The 16697-nt window shown below is 46.4% G+C and carries 15 protein-coding genes; 6 read left to right on the top strand and 9 right to left on the bottom strand.

Features of this window, described 5'->3' with window-relative positions; translation table 11 throughout:
- Window positions 1-410: 410 nt before the first annotated feature.
- The 6 genes from P7M01_RS03325 to dapF form a co-directional block, all read right to left on the bottom strand.
- Entirely contained in the window at window positions 411-1109 is a 699-nt protein-coding gene (locus P7M01_RS03325; protein WP_317482991.1) for a LutC/YkgG family protein, read from the bottom strand.
- The gene (locus tag P7M01_RS03330; RefSeq protein WP_317486323.1) at window positions 1109-2521 is read right to left on the bottom strand and encodes a LutB/LldF family L-lactate oxidation iron-sulfur protein; all 1413 of its coding nucleotides are present in this window, start codon (window positions 2519-2521) and stop codon (window positions 1109-1111) included. The genes P7M01_RS03325 and P7M01_RS03330 overlap by 1 nt, the downstream gene beginning before the upstream one ends.
- Before the next feature lies 1 nt (window position 2522).
- Window positions 2523-3263: a (Fe-S)-binding protein gene (locus P7M01_RS03335; RefSeq protein ID WP_202936895.1), complete on the bottom strand. Its 741-nt coding sequence runs from the start codon at window positions 3261-3263 to the stop codon at window positions 2523-2525.
- Window positions 3264-3320: 57 nt separating this feature from the next.
- Complete coding sequence (locus P7M01_RS03340; RefSeq protein WP_202936896.1) at window positions 3321-4916, bottom strand: lactate permease LctP family transporter; 1596 nt, start codon at window positions 4914-4916, stop codon at window positions 3321-3323.
- Window positions 4917-5159: 243 nt separating this feature from the next.
- Window positions 5160-5852, bottom strand: a complete 693-nt coding sequence (locus tag P7M01_RS03345; RefSeq protein ID WP_202936897.1) for a DUF484 family protein — start codon at window positions 5850-5852, stop codon at window positions 5160-5162.
- Window positions 5853-5889: 37 nt separating this feature from the next.
- A complete protein-coding gene (dapF, locus tag P7M01_RS03350; RefSeq protein ID WP_317476377.1) occupies window positions 5890-6714 on the bottom strand; it encodes a diaminopimelate epimerase in 825 nt (274 codons plus the stop codon).
- 235 nt (window positions 6715-6949) lie between these two features.
- Between dapF and uppS the strand changes: the two genes are divergently transcribed.
- From uppS to lpxD, 6 genes are all read left to right on the top strand, one after another.
- Window positions 6950-7669, top strand: coding sequence for a polyprenyl diphosphate synthase (uppS, locus tag P7M01_RS03355; RefSeq protein WP_317476378.1), 720 nt, complete (start codon window positions 6950-6952; stop codon window positions 7667-7669).
- Between the two features lie 12 nt (window positions 7670-7681).
- A complete protein-coding gene (locus tag P7M01_RS03360; protein WP_202936900.1) occupies window positions 7682-8548 on the top strand; it encodes a phosphatidate cytidylyltransferase in 867 nt (288 codons plus the stop codon).
- Window positions 8549-8557: 9 nt separating this feature from the next.
- Window positions 8558-9886, top strand: coding sequence for a sigma E protease regulator RseP (rseP, locus tag P7M01_RS03365; protein WP_317482993.1), 1329 nt, complete (start codon window positions 8558-8560; stop codon window positions 9884-9886).
- A gap of 44 nt (window positions 9887-9930) precedes the next feature.
- The gene (gene bamA, locus P7M01_RS03370) at window positions 9931-12291 is read left to right on the top strand and encodes an outer membrane protein assembly factor BamA (protein ID WP_317482994.1); all 2361 of its coding nucleotides are present in this window, start codon (window positions 9931-9933) and stop codon (window positions 12289-12291) included.
- A 102-nt stretch (window positions 12292-12393) separates the two neighbouring features.
- The gene (locus P7M01_RS03375; RefSeq protein WP_317478932.1) at window positions 12394-12951 is read left to right on the top strand and encodes an OmpH family outer membrane protein; all 558 of its coding nucleotides are present in this window, start codon (window positions 12394-12396) and stop codon (window positions 12949-12951) included.
- A gap of 21 nt (window positions 12952-12972) precedes the next feature.
- Entirely contained in the window at window positions 12973-13998 is a 1026-nt protein-coding gene (lpxD, locus tag P7M01_RS03380) for a UDP-3-O-(3-hydroxymyristoyl)glucosamine N-acyltransferase (protein WP_202936904.1), read from the top strand.
- Between the two features lie 78 nt (window positions 13999-14076).
- Here lpxD and P7M01_RS03385 read toward each other — a convergent pair whose 3' ends face one another.
- From P7M01_RS03385 to P7M01_RS03395, 3 genes are all read right to left on the bottom strand, one after another.
- Window positions 14077-14832 carry a DeoR/GlpR family DNA-binding transcription regulator gene (locus tag P7M01_RS03385; RefSeq protein ID WP_317482995.1) on the bottom strand — a complete coding sequence of 252 codons (756 nt, stop codon included), beginning with the start codon at window positions 14830-14832 and terminating at the stop codon, window positions 14077-14079.
- A 148-nt stretch (window positions 14833-14980) separates the two neighbouring features.
- Window positions 14981-15445, bottom strand: coding sequence for a YhcH/YjgK/YiaL family protein (locus P7M01_RS03390; RefSeq protein WP_317475059.1), 465 nt, complete (start codon window positions 15443-15445; stop codon window positions 14981-14983).
- A 58-nt stretch (window positions 15446-15503) separates the two neighbouring features.
- Window positions 15504-16691, bottom strand: coding sequence for a sialidase family protein (locus P7M01_RS03395; protein WP_317482996.1), 1188 nt, complete (start codon window positions 16689-16691; stop codon window positions 15504-15506).
- Window positions 16692-16697 lie beyond the last annotated feature (6 nt).

Genomic DNA, 16697 nt, shown 5'->3' on the forward strand with positions numbered 1-16697 from the left:
GACCAAGAACAAAACGGACGACTCGCGGTTGCACCGAAGCGTTGTCCGTTTTTTTATCTACTGTGTCTAAAGATGGAAATTGACCTACCGGAACCGACGGACTTGTTCCCACAAGCGTTCAATTAGCTTAAACCATAAGACTGTGCTGAAGCGGATGAATGCGCTGAACGTTCATTTCATCGTGCGCCAGAAAAGATACGGAAAACGCGGGCGTCGTATATTGCGTCGATTTACTGAATCGTGATTTCAGCGCGACGGAACTCAATCAAAAACGGATTTAAGGCCTGAGCCCTGCACAATACAGAGCTCAGTACTTAGTTAAATAGCCTGTCCAACTTTTGGGGTGTAGCTCACTTTTAGGTTTGAAAATAAAAGTGCGGTCGAATTTTAGACAGTTTTTTTGGCGGTTTTTACAAATCGTCGATGACCAAATAAATTTTCGCCACCGGGCCATGTACGCCGACGACTTTGATCAGTTCGATATCCGCGGTGGAGCTCGGACCGGCAATAATATTGATGCAGGACGGCATGCGTTCGCCGTTTTGCGCTTTTTCATGCAGCACTTGGGCGAGTTGCGCCACGCGCGGCAAAACGGTGCTTTTGCGTACGACCACAATGGATTTTTCCGGCAACAGACTGACGGCGCGGCCGCGGTCTTTTTCCGAAAACAGCACAATGCCGCCGGTTTCGGTTAAGCCGTATTCGGCGTAAACGATACCGATATTGGCTTTTTCCGCTTGCGTCAGATTGTCGCCTGCCGCTTCCGGCGTCCAAATATGAGTGGAATAGCGGTTTTGTACCGCTTGCGTGATTCCTAGCGCGGTTAATCTTTCGTCATTGTTGATCACCAGTTCGCCGCCGCCGTATTTTTCACATAGTTCAAGAATTTTTTCCGCGGCATCGGCTTCCGTTGCTTCCGCCACATCCACCATCATAACTTTGGCGAAATCCATAAACGCCTGACAGCGTTCGGCCTGAGTTAATTCGGTCAGTCGGGTTGCGGCGTAATTATTTACCGGCGACGGCATCGGTTCGGCCTCGGTTTGGCGCGGACGCCCCATGCGTTGCGCCAGTTTGTCCAGAAACGTGTCACGATTTTGAATAGTCATTAATTTTTCTCCCGATTTGCAAACCATGAACGGAAACTTTCGCCTTCAGGTTGCGGTAAATCCCGCGCTTTTGTCCATTCGGCCAGCGCGCCCGCCCGAATCGGCGCTTTGCCGTTTTTAATAAACCTGCCGGCGAGTTTTGCGCCGATTTTTACGCTGCTGCCCCAAATGGCGGGATGTGCGTTGGCAAAATTGAAGCCTTTGATGGAAAGGCGTTCCGTCAGCGGTGTCATGCCGCTTTGGGCAATGTTCTCGCGATGGTGTAGAATTAATTGCGCCAGCGGAATTTTGACCGGGCAAACGCTGTTGCAGCCGGAACAAAGCGAGCAGGCGTACGGCAATTCTTTAAAGTCCTGGTAACCGCCCAATAACGGGGAAATAACCGCACCGATCGGACCGGGATAAATGGAACCGTAACCGTGACCGCCGATTTGACGATATGCCGGACAAGTGTTTAAACAGGCGCCGCAACGGATACAGCGAAGCACTTCTTTAAATTCGCTTTCGAGAATTTTTGAACGACCGTTATCTACGATGACTAAATGGAAATCTTCCGGTCCGTCGGTTTCGCCCTCAAGACGCGGACCCGTCAGCCAAGTATTATAGCCCGTTAATTTAGCGCCGACTGCGCTGCGGCAAAGCATGGTAATCAATACGTCCACTTCTTTGAAAGTCGGTGCAATTCGTTCCATTCCCATCACGGCGATATGGGTTTTCGGCACCGTGGTGGCTAAACGCAAATTGCCTTCGTTCGTCACTAAACAGAGGGAACCCGTTTCCGCCACTGCGAAGTTACAACCGCTGATACCGATGTCCGCCTCCAGGAAATCCCGACGAATCACTTTACGTATGAATGCCGTCATTTCTTCCGGTGTTTCGGTGCCTTGATAGCCTAATTTTTCCTGTAAATCTTTACGGATTTGGTGACGGTCTTTATGGATGGCCGGCACCACGATGTGAGAAGGTTTGTCATCGGCGATTTGTAGTAGATATTCGCCTAAATCGGTTTCCACCACTTTAATGCCTTCCGCTTCCAATACGTGGTTCATCCCGATTTCTTCCGTCACCATGGATTTGGATTTCACGATTTTTTTGGCATTTTTTTCGAGGGCTATTTTACGGATATAATCCGTGGCTTCTTCTGCGGTTTCAGCGAAGAAAACGTGCCCGCCGTTTTGCGAGACTTTTTCGCTTAATTGGTGTAAATAAGCGTCTAAATTTGCCAATACGTGGTTACGAATCTGTTTTGCCGCCTCGCGCCATTCTTCCCAATGACCGAGTTCATCCACCATTTTCTGACGGTTTGCGCCGATAGTTTCCTGAGCCTTAACGACGGCCCGACGCATAATTTCGTTATGAACCTGCCGTTCAACACGCTCTTTGAATGGGAGTTCGCTGGTTTTTAATGACATTTTAATTCTCTCCCTTTTCATTCTGCATTAATACTTCGGCGATATGCATAACTTTTACTTTTTTACCTTCACGGCTTAAACGTCCTGCAATGTTCATTAAACAGCTGACATCTGCGCCCACTAAATAATCCGGTTCCGCTTCGCTGATATTCATCACTTTTTCCGTCACCATTTCGCCGGAAATTTCCGCCATTTTAACCGAGAAAGTGCCGCCGAAACCGCAACATGTCTGTTGATTGTGAATCGGAAGTAGTTGTAAACCTTTTACGTTCTGTAACAAGGTTAGCGGTTCCCGTACAATGCCGAGTTTACGGGTCAGACTACAGGAAGGATGATAAACCGCTTTACCGGTTAAGGTGGCGCCGACATTTTCAACTTTCAGAACGTTAACGATGAAATCGGTGATGTCGTAGAAACGATCCGCCACTTTTTGTGCGCGTACCGCCCAATCCGGTTCGCCGAACCGTTCAAAATATTCGGGATAATTTTTAACGGCGTAAACGCAGGAACCCGCCGGCGCCACGATTGGATAGTCGTTCACTTCAAAGGTTTCCACCAGATTTTTCATGCCGGGAATCGCTTGTTTGGCATAACCGCTGTTGATAGCGGGTTGGCCGCAACATCCCTGTTTTTCAAGAAACACGACATTGCAGCCAAGTTTTTCCAGTAGAAGCACCGAATGCTTACCGACACCGCTTTTGACGATATCCGCAATACAGGTGACATAAAAATTGACGTTCATATTCACTCCAAAAAATAAATCGGCACACAGACGTTGTGCCGAGAAAATCATGTGTCGTTACAGGTTAAAGAATAACGGAATAACAAACAATGCGACCAGCGCGGCAATGACACCGTAAATAAACATCGGAACCACGGTGTGTTTGATGATGCTACCTTCCTGATTATCAATATTCAATACGGAAGATACGGCTACGATATTATTGATACAAACCATATTACCCATTGCGCCGCCCACGGATTGTAAAGCAAGAATCAGTGCGGTGGATAATCCGGTAAGTTCTGCGGTAGAAAGTTGTACGCTACCGAAGGTCAGATTGGAAACCGTATTGGAACCGGAGAAGAACGCGCCGACCGCGCCAAGGTAAGAAGAAAACAACGTCCAATGTTCGCCGGTGGTTTCCGCAAATGTTTTACCGATGGTTTTCACCATGGAACCGTCTCCGCCGACCAACATTAAATTTACCATAATTAATGCTCCGACCAACGCAATAAACGGGTTTTTACTTTGACGCAAACTGACGGCAAAGATTTCGCGGGTTTGACGGAATGACATAGAAAATAGCGGAACGGCGATTAATACGGTGATCACAAACGGAATCAGTGCAGGAACATAAAGCAGTTTATAGCTGGCGCTGACCGGAGTATCAAAAATATTTTTTAATGAGAAGACTAAACCGCGGCTGACTTCGAAATCGCCTAATGAACCGATGCGGGTAACAAACCAGGTTGTGGTATCGTTCATCCAGGCTTTGAACGGTAATTGCTGGATACGAGTAATAATTAAAATGGCGATAAGCATAGCGGTCGGCAACAGCGCTTTTGCCACCTGGCTGCCGGATACCGCTTTGCCGTCCAAAGTGTTTTCCACTTTTGCCAATCCGATGCCTCGATTGGCAGCAATAACAGAAATCAACAAACCGATGGCGCCGCCGACCAGAGCAGGAAATTCATAATTGATTTGAGCAATTAGGAAATAAGGAATAACGCAAGCAAAAACGCTAAGATAGATAAAGCCGATGTTTTGGCGGATTTCTTTCCAGCTTACTAAAACGCGTAATGCCAACAGCGGAATGACGAAAGCGGCAAAACTGTGGATTAATGCGGTCATAGAGCCGACTTGCAGAATTTGATCTTCGGCCAATTTCAGCGGACCGAAACCGAACCAAGTCGGTGTTCCCACCGCGCCGAAAGATACCGGCACCGAGTTCATAATTAAGGCTAAAATTGCCACTTTAATCGGATTAAAGCCCAATCCGACCAAAATAGGCGCGGCGATGGCCGCCGGCGTACCGAAGCCGCTGGCGCCTTCAATCATAAAGGCAAAAGCCCAACCGATAATCATTAATTGCGCAACCGGATTCGGATTGATGTTGCCCAGCCAGCGACGCAAAATATTGGTGGCGCCTGACATTTCGGAGAATTTGTTAAACAGAATTGCGCCGAAAATAACCGTAATCGGGGTTTGTACGGCAACGATACTGGCGGTGACATTGGCGCTGATCGTCGCAATGTCGGTGCCGAAATAGGCCAGATGAATCATCAGAACGACAACCGCAATCCAGGGCAAAGCCACATAAGACGGTAATGCGTTACGTTTTACCATCAGGTAAATTAATAAAATAATGGGAAAAATACTAAGAGCAAATGCCATGATCAGATCCTTTTTTTAAAATACTGGTGGCATTGTATTGAAAAAATGTTAAAAAAATAGCTTGAATTTGTAAAATTTTGATGAGGATCACAAAATTTTTTGTAACATTTATGCCTTTTCACTCTATCGAGGTAGATTTTGCTCTGCCGACCGTTAAAGTGCGGTCAAAAAATCCACAGTTTTTTTCGGGGTAACGACATCACCGGGCAAATGTTCGCCACGCTATATTGTCTCGCATCATTTTTACGCTTTTTCCGTATTCATTAACCAGCGGTGCAGATGCAATTCCACAATATCAATCAGATGTTTTAAAAAAGCGGTATCCTGTCCCTGATAAAATTGTGTGGCATCGCGCGAAGTAAATAACAACAAGGCGTTGGCGTGATGATGGTTGCCGCTGATTCCGAGCAGGCAGCAGGCGAGAGAACCGACCGGCAATTCTTCCGGTAGAAACAGCAGACTTTTTTCTTTGCCGGATAATTCGCCCAGGTAAATTTTTTTCAATCCCATGCGTTCCAACCGAATGATTTCAAAGGCTTTTCTGTCCACCCAATGTTGTTCGGGCACGTCGTCGGTTTTCATCCAGCTATCCCGAAACAGTAAAATCTTGGCTTGCTGTAAATCGTATTGTTGCGCCCAATCGTTAATTTTTTGCACGCCGTCGAGGAAATGTTCGGTATGGGATAATTGCTGTTGCAACGGCATTAATCCCAGAAAAATATCCTGCTCGCGGTGCGCAAGTCGTCCGAAAATCGCCAGTTCCCGTTCCAGTTCTTTAATCCGTTCCCGTTGGCGTTCCAGCTGCATTTCCACCAATGACAGCGTGCCTTTTTGCCGATGAGGAATCTGTAACGTATCCAGCAATTCCAGGTGACGGACGAAAAAGTGCGGGTGATTTTTCAGGTATTTTACGATTTGTTGTTCCGTTTCGTTCATTTGAGAGAAAAATACCGAGTTTTCACTCGGTATTCCTTTAAAGTTTGATAACTCCGTCATAGACATGGGTGGCGTCGCCGGTCATATAGAGCGGATGACCTTCACCCTCCCATTCGATCGTAAGTGAACCGCCGGGCAAATCCACTTGTACCGGCGAATCAAGCAGACCCTGCATGATTCCGACCGCCGCCGCCGCACAGGCGCCGCTGCCGCAGGCTTGGGTTTCGCCCGCACCGCGCTCGTACACGCGAAGTTTAATGTGATGACGATCAATCACTTGCATGAATCCCGCATTGACACGTTCCGGAAAACGTTCGTGGTTTTCCAGTAACGGACCTAATTGGGCGACATTTGCCGTTTCGATGTCTTCCACCTGAACCACACAATGCGGGTTTCCCATAGACACCGCACCGCATAATACCGTTTGAATCTCTGTGCGGAGAATGTAGTTTTTTTCGAATTTATTAGCGTTAAACGGAATTTTAGCCGGTTCCCAAATCGGTTCGCCCATGTTGACGCGAATCATGCCGTCGTCTTTAACGGTGAGCACCATTCTGCCTTTTGCCGTGCTGACGGCAATGTCTTTTTTATTGGTCAGACCTTTCAATGTGACAAAACGGGCGAAACAACGGGCACCGTTGCCGCATTGCGCCACTTCGCTGCCGTCCGCATTAAAAATGCGGTAATGGAAATCCAAATCCGGATCATAAGGCGGTTCCACCAGTAAAAGTTGGTCGAAACCGATACCGCGATGACGATCGGCGAGTTTTTTTATCACTTCTTCCGGAAAGAAGACGTTTTGCGTTACGGCGTCCACCACGACAAAGTCGTTGCCGAGTCCGTGCATTTTGGAAAATTGCATTTTTCCGTCCTGAATCAAAAATAAGATATTTCGCATTATAGTGCGCGATTGAATCGGAGTAAATACGCGTTCGGTCGCAAAAGAAAATGACAGCAATAGGGGGTTATGCTATATTTCATGCAATTTTATAAGCGGAAAAGTGCGGGCAAAAAACGTAACGTTTTTTCGCATCGTTTTGACCGGCGATGAACGCTCTGTTCGGAGATTGTCAATAAATTTAATAATTTTGAATAAAATGAAAGAACTGGATTCAAATAACATCCCAAAACACGTGGCTATCATTATGGACGGCAACGGACGTTGGGCCAAGCAACAGGGCAAAATTCGGGTTTTCGGGCATTCCAACGGTGTGAAAGCCGTGCGTCGTTCCGTTTCTTATGCGCTGCGTAGCGGCGTGCAGGTGCTGACTTTGTATGCGTTCAGCAGTGAAAACTGGAACCGCCCGGAAGCCGAAGTATCCGCGCTGATGGCATTGTTTATGCAGGCGTTGGATCGCGAAGTCAAAAAGTTGCATAAAAACAACATCAAATTGCAGGTGTTGGGCGATAAATCGGGCTTCAGTGAGAAACTGCAGGAAAAAATCGAGAAAGCGGAAAAATTAACGGAAAACAATACGGCGTTAATCGTAAATATTGCGGCGAATTACGGCGGTTGCTGGGATATCGTGCAGGCGACGAAAAAATTGGCGGCGCAGGTTAAGGAAGGAACGCTGGAAGTCGACCAGATCACGGAAGAACTTTTCCAGCGAAACTTGGTCACAGAAGAGCAGCCCGCGGTGGATTTGCTGATTCGGACCAGCGGCGAACAACGCATCAGTAACTTTTTACTTTGGCAGATTGCTTATGCGGAACTTTATTTTTCCGATGTGCTTTGGCCGGATTTTAACGAAAAAGAATTTAATCATGCAATTTTTGCATTTCAACAACGTGAACGCCGTTTTGGCGGTTCAGAATAAAGGAGCCAGACTTTGCTAAAAGAACGTGTTTTATCGGCGATTGTGTTGATTGCCATCGTTTGTGCTGCATTATTTCTTTTTTCCCCTTTTTATTTTGCTCTGACCTTAGGCGCGGTAGTGGCCCTCGGCGTGTGGGAGTGGACGCAGTTTCCTCGTTTTAATCACAGTGTTTGGCGTTTTTCTTTAACGGCGATTGCTTCGGCTTTTTTATTTTTATGGATTTACAGCCAAGCGTCCTATTTGAACGCCGGAAAAGTGTTTGCCGGTTATGCGCAACCGATTTTGTTGTTTGCCGTCATTTGGTGGTTTGCGGCGTTTTTCTTGGTGATCGGTTATCCGAAATCCGCCGCAATTTGGCGAAAATCCGTGATTTTGCAGCTGCTTTTCGCTTTTCTTACTTTAGTCCCGTTTTTGGTCGGTGTGTTGAAATTACGTTTGGATCAATACACCGCCGACAGCATTCACGGTATTCAATTATTACTGTACGTCTTTGTTTTGGTGTGGGCGGCGGACAGCGGCGCTTATTTCGCCGGTCGGAAATTCGGTAAACATAAACTGGCGCCGAAAGTTTCGCCGGGCAAAACCTGGCAGGGCGTTATCGGCGGATTAATCACCGCTTGTATTTTGGCGGCGTTATTTATTCATTTTGCCGGCGACAGTTTATTTAGTCACGGAACGTTGCCAAGTTTGACCGCACTTTCGGTGGCAACGGTTGCCGTGTCCGTCTTGGGCGATTTAACCGAAAGCATGTTTAAACGGGAAAGCGGCATTAAAGACAGCGGCAATTTAATTCCGGGACATGGCGGGGTGCTGGACCGAATCGATAGCCTGACGGCGGCAACGCCGTTCTTTGCCTATTTTTATTTCTTTGTTTTATAAGGCAATATAATGTCATTTTTGTGGTCATTGGTTTCATTTATTATCGCCGTCTGTGTACTCGTGTTTGTGCACGAGTACGGGCATTTCTGGGCGGCACGAAAGTGCGGTGTAAAAGTTCATCGTTTTTCCATCGGCTTCGGCAAAGTGCTGTGGCGACGAGTGGATAAATTGGGCACGGAATTTGCCGTATCCGCTATTCCTTTGGGCGGGTACGTGAAAATGCTGGATGAGCGTAATGAAGAGGTTCCGGTCGAATTGAAGCCGCAATCCTTTAATGGCAAAACCGTGTTGCAGCGCGCATTTATTATTGCCGCCGGTCCGCTGGCGAATTTCCTGTTCGCCGTTTTGGCTTACTGGATTATTTATGCGGTGGGTATTCCCGCGGTGAAACCGGTTATTGCCAAGGTTGAACCGAATTCCGTTGCTGCCGCCGCGCAGCTGCAGCCCGACAGCCAAATTCTTGCGGTAGACGGTGAAGACGCGCCGGATTGGGAAACCGTCAATATGCTGCTGGCAAGTAAATTAGGCAATGATTCCGTCATTTTAACCTTAACGCCTTTCGGTGAAGATCAGCCTCGGGACAAAGTGCTGAATTTGCAGAATTGGTCGTTTAATCCTGAAAAAGAATCCGCTTTTCGTGCTTTAGGTATTCAACCCGTCGCGAGTAAAGCCGGCAATGTGTTATCGAGTGTGGTCAGCGGTTCGCCGGCGGAACGGGCCGGATTAAAAGTCGGTGACGTATTATTGCAACAGGACGGCTCGCCGGTGGTCTGGTCTGATTTGGTGGCACAAATTCAAAAAGGAAACCCGATCTCTTTGCTGATTGAGCGCCAGGGCGAACGCCATACTATTTCTTTTACTCCAGTGGAAAAAGACGGCAAATATTTTGCCGGTATCGCACCGACCTTTGAACCGGTTAATGAAAAGTACCGTACCGAATTAAAATATGATATTCTTGAGGCGCTTAAAAAAGGCGTTGAAAAGACCGCGCAACTATCCTGGTTAACGATTAAAGTGATCGGTAAGTTATTTACCGGCGATTTATCGTTGAATAATCTTAGCGGGCCGATTTCCATCGCGCAGGGAGCGGGCATGTCGGCCAGTATCGGTTTGGTCTATTTCCTGAGTTTTATGGCGTTAATCAGTGTGAATCTCGGCATTATGAATCTGTTCCCGTTACCGGTACTGGACGGCGGACATTTGGTTTTTCTGGCGGCCGAAGGTATTAAAGGTAAGCCCGTTTCAGAAAAAATACAGGATTTTTGTTACCGAATCGGGGCGGTGTTGCTTTTAATGCTGACCGTATTCGCTTTATTTAACGATTTCTTACGTTTATAAAAAACGTGAAAAAATTTGACCGCACTTTATAGGTGATTTAAACAATGAGAAAACTTTTAGTAGCTAGTTTGTTATTCGGCTCTGCCAGTGCGTATGCAGCGCCATTCGTTGTGCAGGATATTCGGATTGATGGTGTGCAATCGGGTGCGGAAGGGAAAGTCCTTGCGGGATTGCCGGTGCAAGTGGGGAAACGGGTAACGGATTCCGATATTGCAAATGTGGTAAAAACGCTTTATTCGCGCGGTTATGATAATGTGCAGGCGAGTCGTGAGGGCAACACTTTGCTTATTTCCGTGACACAACAACCGGTTATTGCGGATGTCACGGTTTCCGGTAACGATTCGATTCCTACCGAAGCGCTGAAAGAAAATTTAGATAACAACGGTTTGAAAGCCGGCGAAGTGCTTAATCGCGAAAAACTGAATGCTTTTGCTAAAAGTCTAGAAGATCATTATTACTCAACCGGTCGTTATAACGCGAAAGTTGAACCTGTGGTGAATAACCTGCCGAATAACCGCGCAGAAGTCAAATTACAGGTGACGGAAAACGATGTGGCGAAGTTAAAGGAAATTACTTTCGACGGCAATAACGCTTTTGACAGCGATACATTACGCGAACAGATGGAATTAAGCGAAGACGCGTGGTATAAGCTATTCGGTGCAAAATTCACTACTGAAGATATGAACAAAGATCTTCAAACGTTAACGGATTATTACCAAAATCGCGGTTATGCGAAAGCCCGTGTGACGCCCGATGTTAAATTAAATGACGAAAAAACGGAAGTTCGTCTCGGTTTAAAAGTGGAAGAAGGTGATCGTTATACGCTGAAAAGCGCGCGAATTGTCGGTGATGTGGGCGGTATGCAGAATGAATTGCAACCGCTGGTTAACAGTCTGCATCTCAATGAAGAGTTGCGCCGCAATGAAATTGTTGATGTCGAGCAAAATATTAAAAATAAATTGGCGGAACAGGGTTACGCCATGGCGCAGGTGAATATCAGTCCTTCTTTGGATGAAGAAAACAAAACGGCGGATATTACTTATGTGGTGGATGCCGGACGCCGTTATTCCGTGCGTCAGATTCGTTTTGAAGGCAATACCGTCAGTGCGGACAGCACATTGCGTCAGGAAATGCGTCAGCAGGAAGGAACGTGGTTATCCTCCCAGTTGGTGGAATTGGGGAAAACCCGTTTAGATCGCACCGGCTTTTATGAAACCGTAGAATACCGCAATGAACCAGTGAAAGGTTCGGATGATGAAGTAGACGTTATCTATAAAGTGAAAGAGCGTAATACGGGGAGCATTAACTTCGGTATCGGTTACGGTACGGAAAGCGGTTTAAGTTATCAAGCCAGCATTAAACAGGATAACTTCCTGGGTATGGGCTCATCTATCAGTCTGGGCGGTTCCCGCAATGACTACGGTACCAGCGTGGATTTGGCCTATAACGAACCTTATTTCACCAAAGATGGTGTCAGTCTGGGCGGAAATGTGTTCTATCAAACTTACGATAACTCGGACACGGACGATAATGTGGCATCCTATAAACGTAAAACTTACGGGCTGAATTTAACGCTTGGTTTTCCGGTTAACGAAAATAATGCCTATTATATCGGTGCGGGTTACGCCTATAATAAGTTAAGCAATATTAGTCCGGAATATACCCGTAATTTATATCGTGAATCCATGGGTTATGACGGATGGGAATTTAAATCCCATGACTATACGGTTTCCACAGGTTGGAATTACAATAGCTTAAACCGCGGTTATTTCCCTACCAAAGGGGTGAAAGCTACCGTCGGCGGAACCGTGACTGTCCCGGGTTCGGATAATAAATTCTATAAATTAAGCGCGGAAGCTACCGGTTATTATCCGTTAAACCGTGAACATTCATGGGTGCTTTCCGGCCGTGCGTCAGCCGCCTATGCCAACGGATTCAACGGCAAACGTTTACCGTTCTATCAAAACTATAACTTGGGCGGTATCGGTACGATCCGCGGTTTCTCTTACGGTGGTTTCGGTCCGCAAGCGATTTACGCGGATAAAAACGGTGACTACAATCTTGTTAACGACGATGTAGTGGGCGGTAACGCCATGGCTACGGCAAGCGTGGAATTAATCGTGCCGACACCGTTTGTTGCCGAGAAAAACCAAAACAGCGTACGTACTTCATTGTTTGTCGATGCGGGCAGTTTGTGGAATACCAAATGGAGCGATGCGGATAAAGCAAGATTCCCGACGCTGCCGGATTACGGTGATCCGTCACGTATTCGTGCGTCCGCCGGTGTAGCGTTCCAATGGCAATCGCCGATTGGTCCGTTGGTGTTCTCTTACGCCAAACCAATCAAAAAATATGATGAAGACGACGTAGAACAATTCCAATTCAGTATTGGCGGTTCGTTCTAATTCCGATGAACTAATTGAAGGTTTATCAGTCGAAATAAATATCCGTGTTCGTTGTGAAACGGACACGAAATTAATTAACAATCAACCAAGGAAATTTATACAATGAAAACTGTCGTAAAAGCCACCGCACTTTCTTTAGCTTTAGCATTCGCCTCTTCCGCTGCCGTTGCGGCTGAAAATATCGCCTTCTTAAATGCCGGCGTAGTTTTCCAGAACCATCCGGATCGCGCAGCCATCGCTAAAAAATTAGACGACCAATTTAAAGGTGAAGCCGACAAATTAGCGGCGAGCAAAAAAGCAATCGATGCCAAAATCGCCGCGCTACAAAAAGAAGCGAAAGATTTACGCAGCGCAGACATCAAAAAACGTGAAGATGAAATTAACAAGTTAATGCGCGAACAAGATGCCAAAGCTCGTAAATTCCAACAAAAAACACAACAGGTTGAACGTGAAGAAACCGCTAAACTGTTAGAATCCATCCAGAAAGCCACTAACGATTTCGCAAAAGAAAAAGGCTATACCTATGTACTTGACGCCAATTCAGTGATTTATGCGGCGGACGGCAAAGATATCACCGAAGACGTATTAACGGCCGTAGGCGGTAAGTTACCGGCGGAACCGAAAGACGGCAAACCGGCGGAAGCGCCTAAAGCGGAATAATCGGTAAAAGGAAACTTCCGAATGCGTTCCTATTCCTTACAAGAATTAGCAAACCAAATCGGCGGGGCCATTCGTGGCAACGCCGATGTTGTTGTTAATAGTATCGCTCCTTTGGATAAAGCCGCTGGCGAACATTTAACCTTTATTTCCAATGTCAAATACCGTCCGTATTTGTCTCAGGCGCAGGCGGGCATTCTGGTGGTTTCGCCGGCCGACGTGGAATTTTGCGCCGACGACGCTAATCTGATTATTGTAGAAAATCCTTATGTGGCTTATGCCCGTTTGGCGCAATATATGGATAGCACTCCGAAAGCGGCGGTCAATATTGCGCCAAGTGCGGTCATTTCTGAGACCGTTTTATTGGGGCAAAACGTGTCGATTGGCGCCAATGCGGTGATCGAAGCCGGTGCGGTAATCGGCGATAACGCCGTTATCGGTGCGGGTTGCTTTATCGGGCAGAATGCCAAAATCGGTCGCAACACTCAGCTTTGGGCGAATGTCAGTATTTACCATGAAGTGGAAATCGGCGAGGATTGTCTGGTGCAATCCGGCGCGGTGATTGGCAGCGACGGTTTCGGTTATGCCAACGAGCGCGGTCAATGGATTAAGATCCCGCAAACCGGACGCGTAATTATCGGCAATCGTGTGGAAATCGGCGCCTGCACCTGTATCGATCGCGGTGCGTTGGATGATACCGTGATTGAAGATAACGTGATTATCGACAACCTTTGCCAAATCGCTCATAACGTGCATATCGGCACGGGAACGGCGGTTGCCGGCGGCGTTATTATGGCGGGCAGTTTAACCGTCGGTCGTTATTGCCAAATCGGCGGTGCAAGCGTGATTAACGGACACATGGAAATTTGCGATCAGGCCATTGTTACCGGCATGAGCATGGTAATGCGCCCGATCGACAAACCGGGCATTTATTCTTCCGGTATCCCGTTGCAACCGAATAAAGAATGGCGCAAAACCGCGGCGTTAACCATGGACATTGATAAAATGAACAAACGGTTAAAAGCGGTTGAGAAAAAACTCGCCGAATAACGGTTAAAAAACTTATCAATTTTTGCCCGCACTTTTCGGTGCGTTTTGCTTATTCTGTGCGCGAAATCGGATTTGTTCTTATGTGGTAGTCAGGCGAATGTCAGCTTGCCGTAATTGGTTAACTGTTTCGCTTGATAATGCGCGGTCTGTAATAATATCCGTTAATTCGCCGAGTTTTGCTGCGCAGAATAATGAAAATTTGCCGTATTTGCTGCTGTCGGCAACTAATATGCGTCTTGTGGCATTGTGTAAAAGCGATTTTTTCAGCGCCGCCTTTTCTTCGGTCGGCGCGGTAATGCCTTTTTCTAATGACCAAGAATTACAGCTTACAAAGGTAAAATCCGGGTTAACGTTCTGTAAAAATGAGATGCTTTGATTGCCTATGCAAGATTGGCTGCTGCTGTCGATACGCCCGCCGGTCATGGTCACTTCAATTTGTTTATATTCGGAAAGTAGCAGCGCAATATGCAGATCCGTCGTAATAACCCGCAACGGGAGATGGGTAATTTTTTTCGCTATACATAATGTGGTTGTTCCGGCGTCTAAAACCACTGAATCGCCTGCCGTGATCAATGATACCGCATAATCTGCAATTCGTTCTTTTTCAATTATTTGGCGGGATTGTTTTTCGTTAGTGGTGGGTTGAAACGGAATAAACTGATTGAGCGCCACGCCGCCGTGAGTGCGAATAATCGAACCTTTCTCATCCAGCTTAATTAAATCTCGGCGGATGGTTGCCGGCGATGAATTAGTGACTTTAACAAGCTGCTCCACGGTTGCGATATTGTGACTTTTCAGGTAGAGCATGATTGTTTCGTGGCGATCGTTTGGCATATGACATTCCTTATCGGCTTTATATTTTAAATAGATAATTATGTTTTCGGTGTAAAGAGTATAGCGCAAAAATCCGTTGAATTATCGATGATTTTTATTACATCGTAGTTTATAAAAAAAACGCCGGCATTTTGCCGGCGTCATATGATCAGATAATTTCTTTGGGAACTTTAAATACCGCTTTGCGTACGGTGGCGGGCGCTTTAACCATGCATAACGCTTGATGAGGTTCGCCGGGATAAAAGGTAACGAAGTCGCCGGCGCGCAACAAAATGCCGTTGGTTAGCACGGGATTATTTAAAATATATAAATCCGGCTTTTTTTCGACCGCACTTTGACCGATTGCGTTAGTTAAGCTGTAATTAATGATTTCTTCACCTTCCAAAATTAACTGAATATCAAGATAATTTTTGTGGAATTCCGTGTGCCGGGTTTCTGCGGGCGAGGTTTGTGAGTCGCCAACGTTACAAAACCATTTCGCACCTTCCGGTTGATATTTGCCGTCAGGCAATGCTTGCAATTTTTCTAGGCTAAATTCCGGGTGAGATAAAATATCGTAAAGTGATTTGGGTAATGTTGCCAAATCCAGGATTTTCATATTTCCGGCAATCATAAGTCCTCCCGTTAGAGAAAAGCATGCCGTTTCATGAATGACATGCCTGATAATTAAGTTAAGCGTTTTTAACCCAGGATTCGTCAATGCATACGTATTTAATCGCCATTCGGTAGAATGTGTAGGCAATATGCAGTTTGCCGTCCGGGCCTTGTTTAATACTTGGATAAGAAAGTTCGCGGTTAAGTTGCTCTCTTGAGTTATTGGACATACAATAACCGTCACCTTCATCCAGATTACGAATATAAGGCCAGGTTTTGCCGTTGTCCGTGGAAATTGCCAATGACATTGGTGCGCGCGGCGCGCCCCAAAATGCATTGCGTTGTCCTTCAACCAATTCCGCTTCTTTTTTCTGTTCTTTGCTTTCGTCTTCAATTTCATCATAAAGAGAAAGACGACGTTCTTTGGCGTCTTTTGCACTTGAATTATTGAATACTAAGGCAATATCACCGTTAGCAAGCACATCGGCCTGAATGGAGGCATTGTTATTCGGCAATGGCAGCGCTTTAGGTTCTGACCAGGTTTCGCCATTATCAAATGAACGGCTTTCATAGATAAAGTCTGCCCAACGACTGCGATAAAGCGCATATAAACTGCCGTCTTTGAGTTTTAACACATTCATATGAACACAGCCCGTACTGTTGGGAACATCGACGGAACGCCATGTTTTGCCTTTATCGCTTGAAATCATGACCGCACTGGTGTCATAGCTGCCGACCCACTTTTCACCCGGGCGTGCAATACAATAGAACACGGGAAGTAACCAGTTGCCGTTATCTAATACAACAATTGGCTGGCGAATAAATATGCCTTTGTTCGGATCTTCCAGTAACACTTCGATTGGACCCCAGGTTTCGCCGAAGTCCGTTGATTTACGGTAACGAACGATCGCCGTATCCTGATTACCTGAAATCTGAGCGGTATATAAAATCCATAAAATATTGTCAGGATCTAAGAAAAAGACAGGATTTTGTTCCGAGCGGGTCGGATCGTCGGAAAGTTTTACCGCCGGCGTCCAGGTATCGGCGCCTTTTTTTAAGCGTGAGAAATAGGCTGAAATATCAGAAATCCCTTCCTGCGTTCCGCCAAACCAAGTGCAGAGCAAATCACCGTTTGGTAATGGTAATAAGTTAGCCGCATGATTTTGCACACATTCTGTCGGCAAGTAGGCGTCTTTACGCGAGCTATCGTTTGGATTAACGACAACCTTACCCGATAAATCTAATTTAATTATTTCTTCAGTCATTTTGTT

Origin of the sequence: Exercitatus varius (assembly GCF_029577735.1) — a bacterium.
In the GTDB taxonomy this organism is placed as follows: domain Bacteria; phylum Pseudomonadota; class Gammaproteobacteria; order Enterobacterales; family Pasteurellaceae; genus Exercitatus; species Exercitatus varius.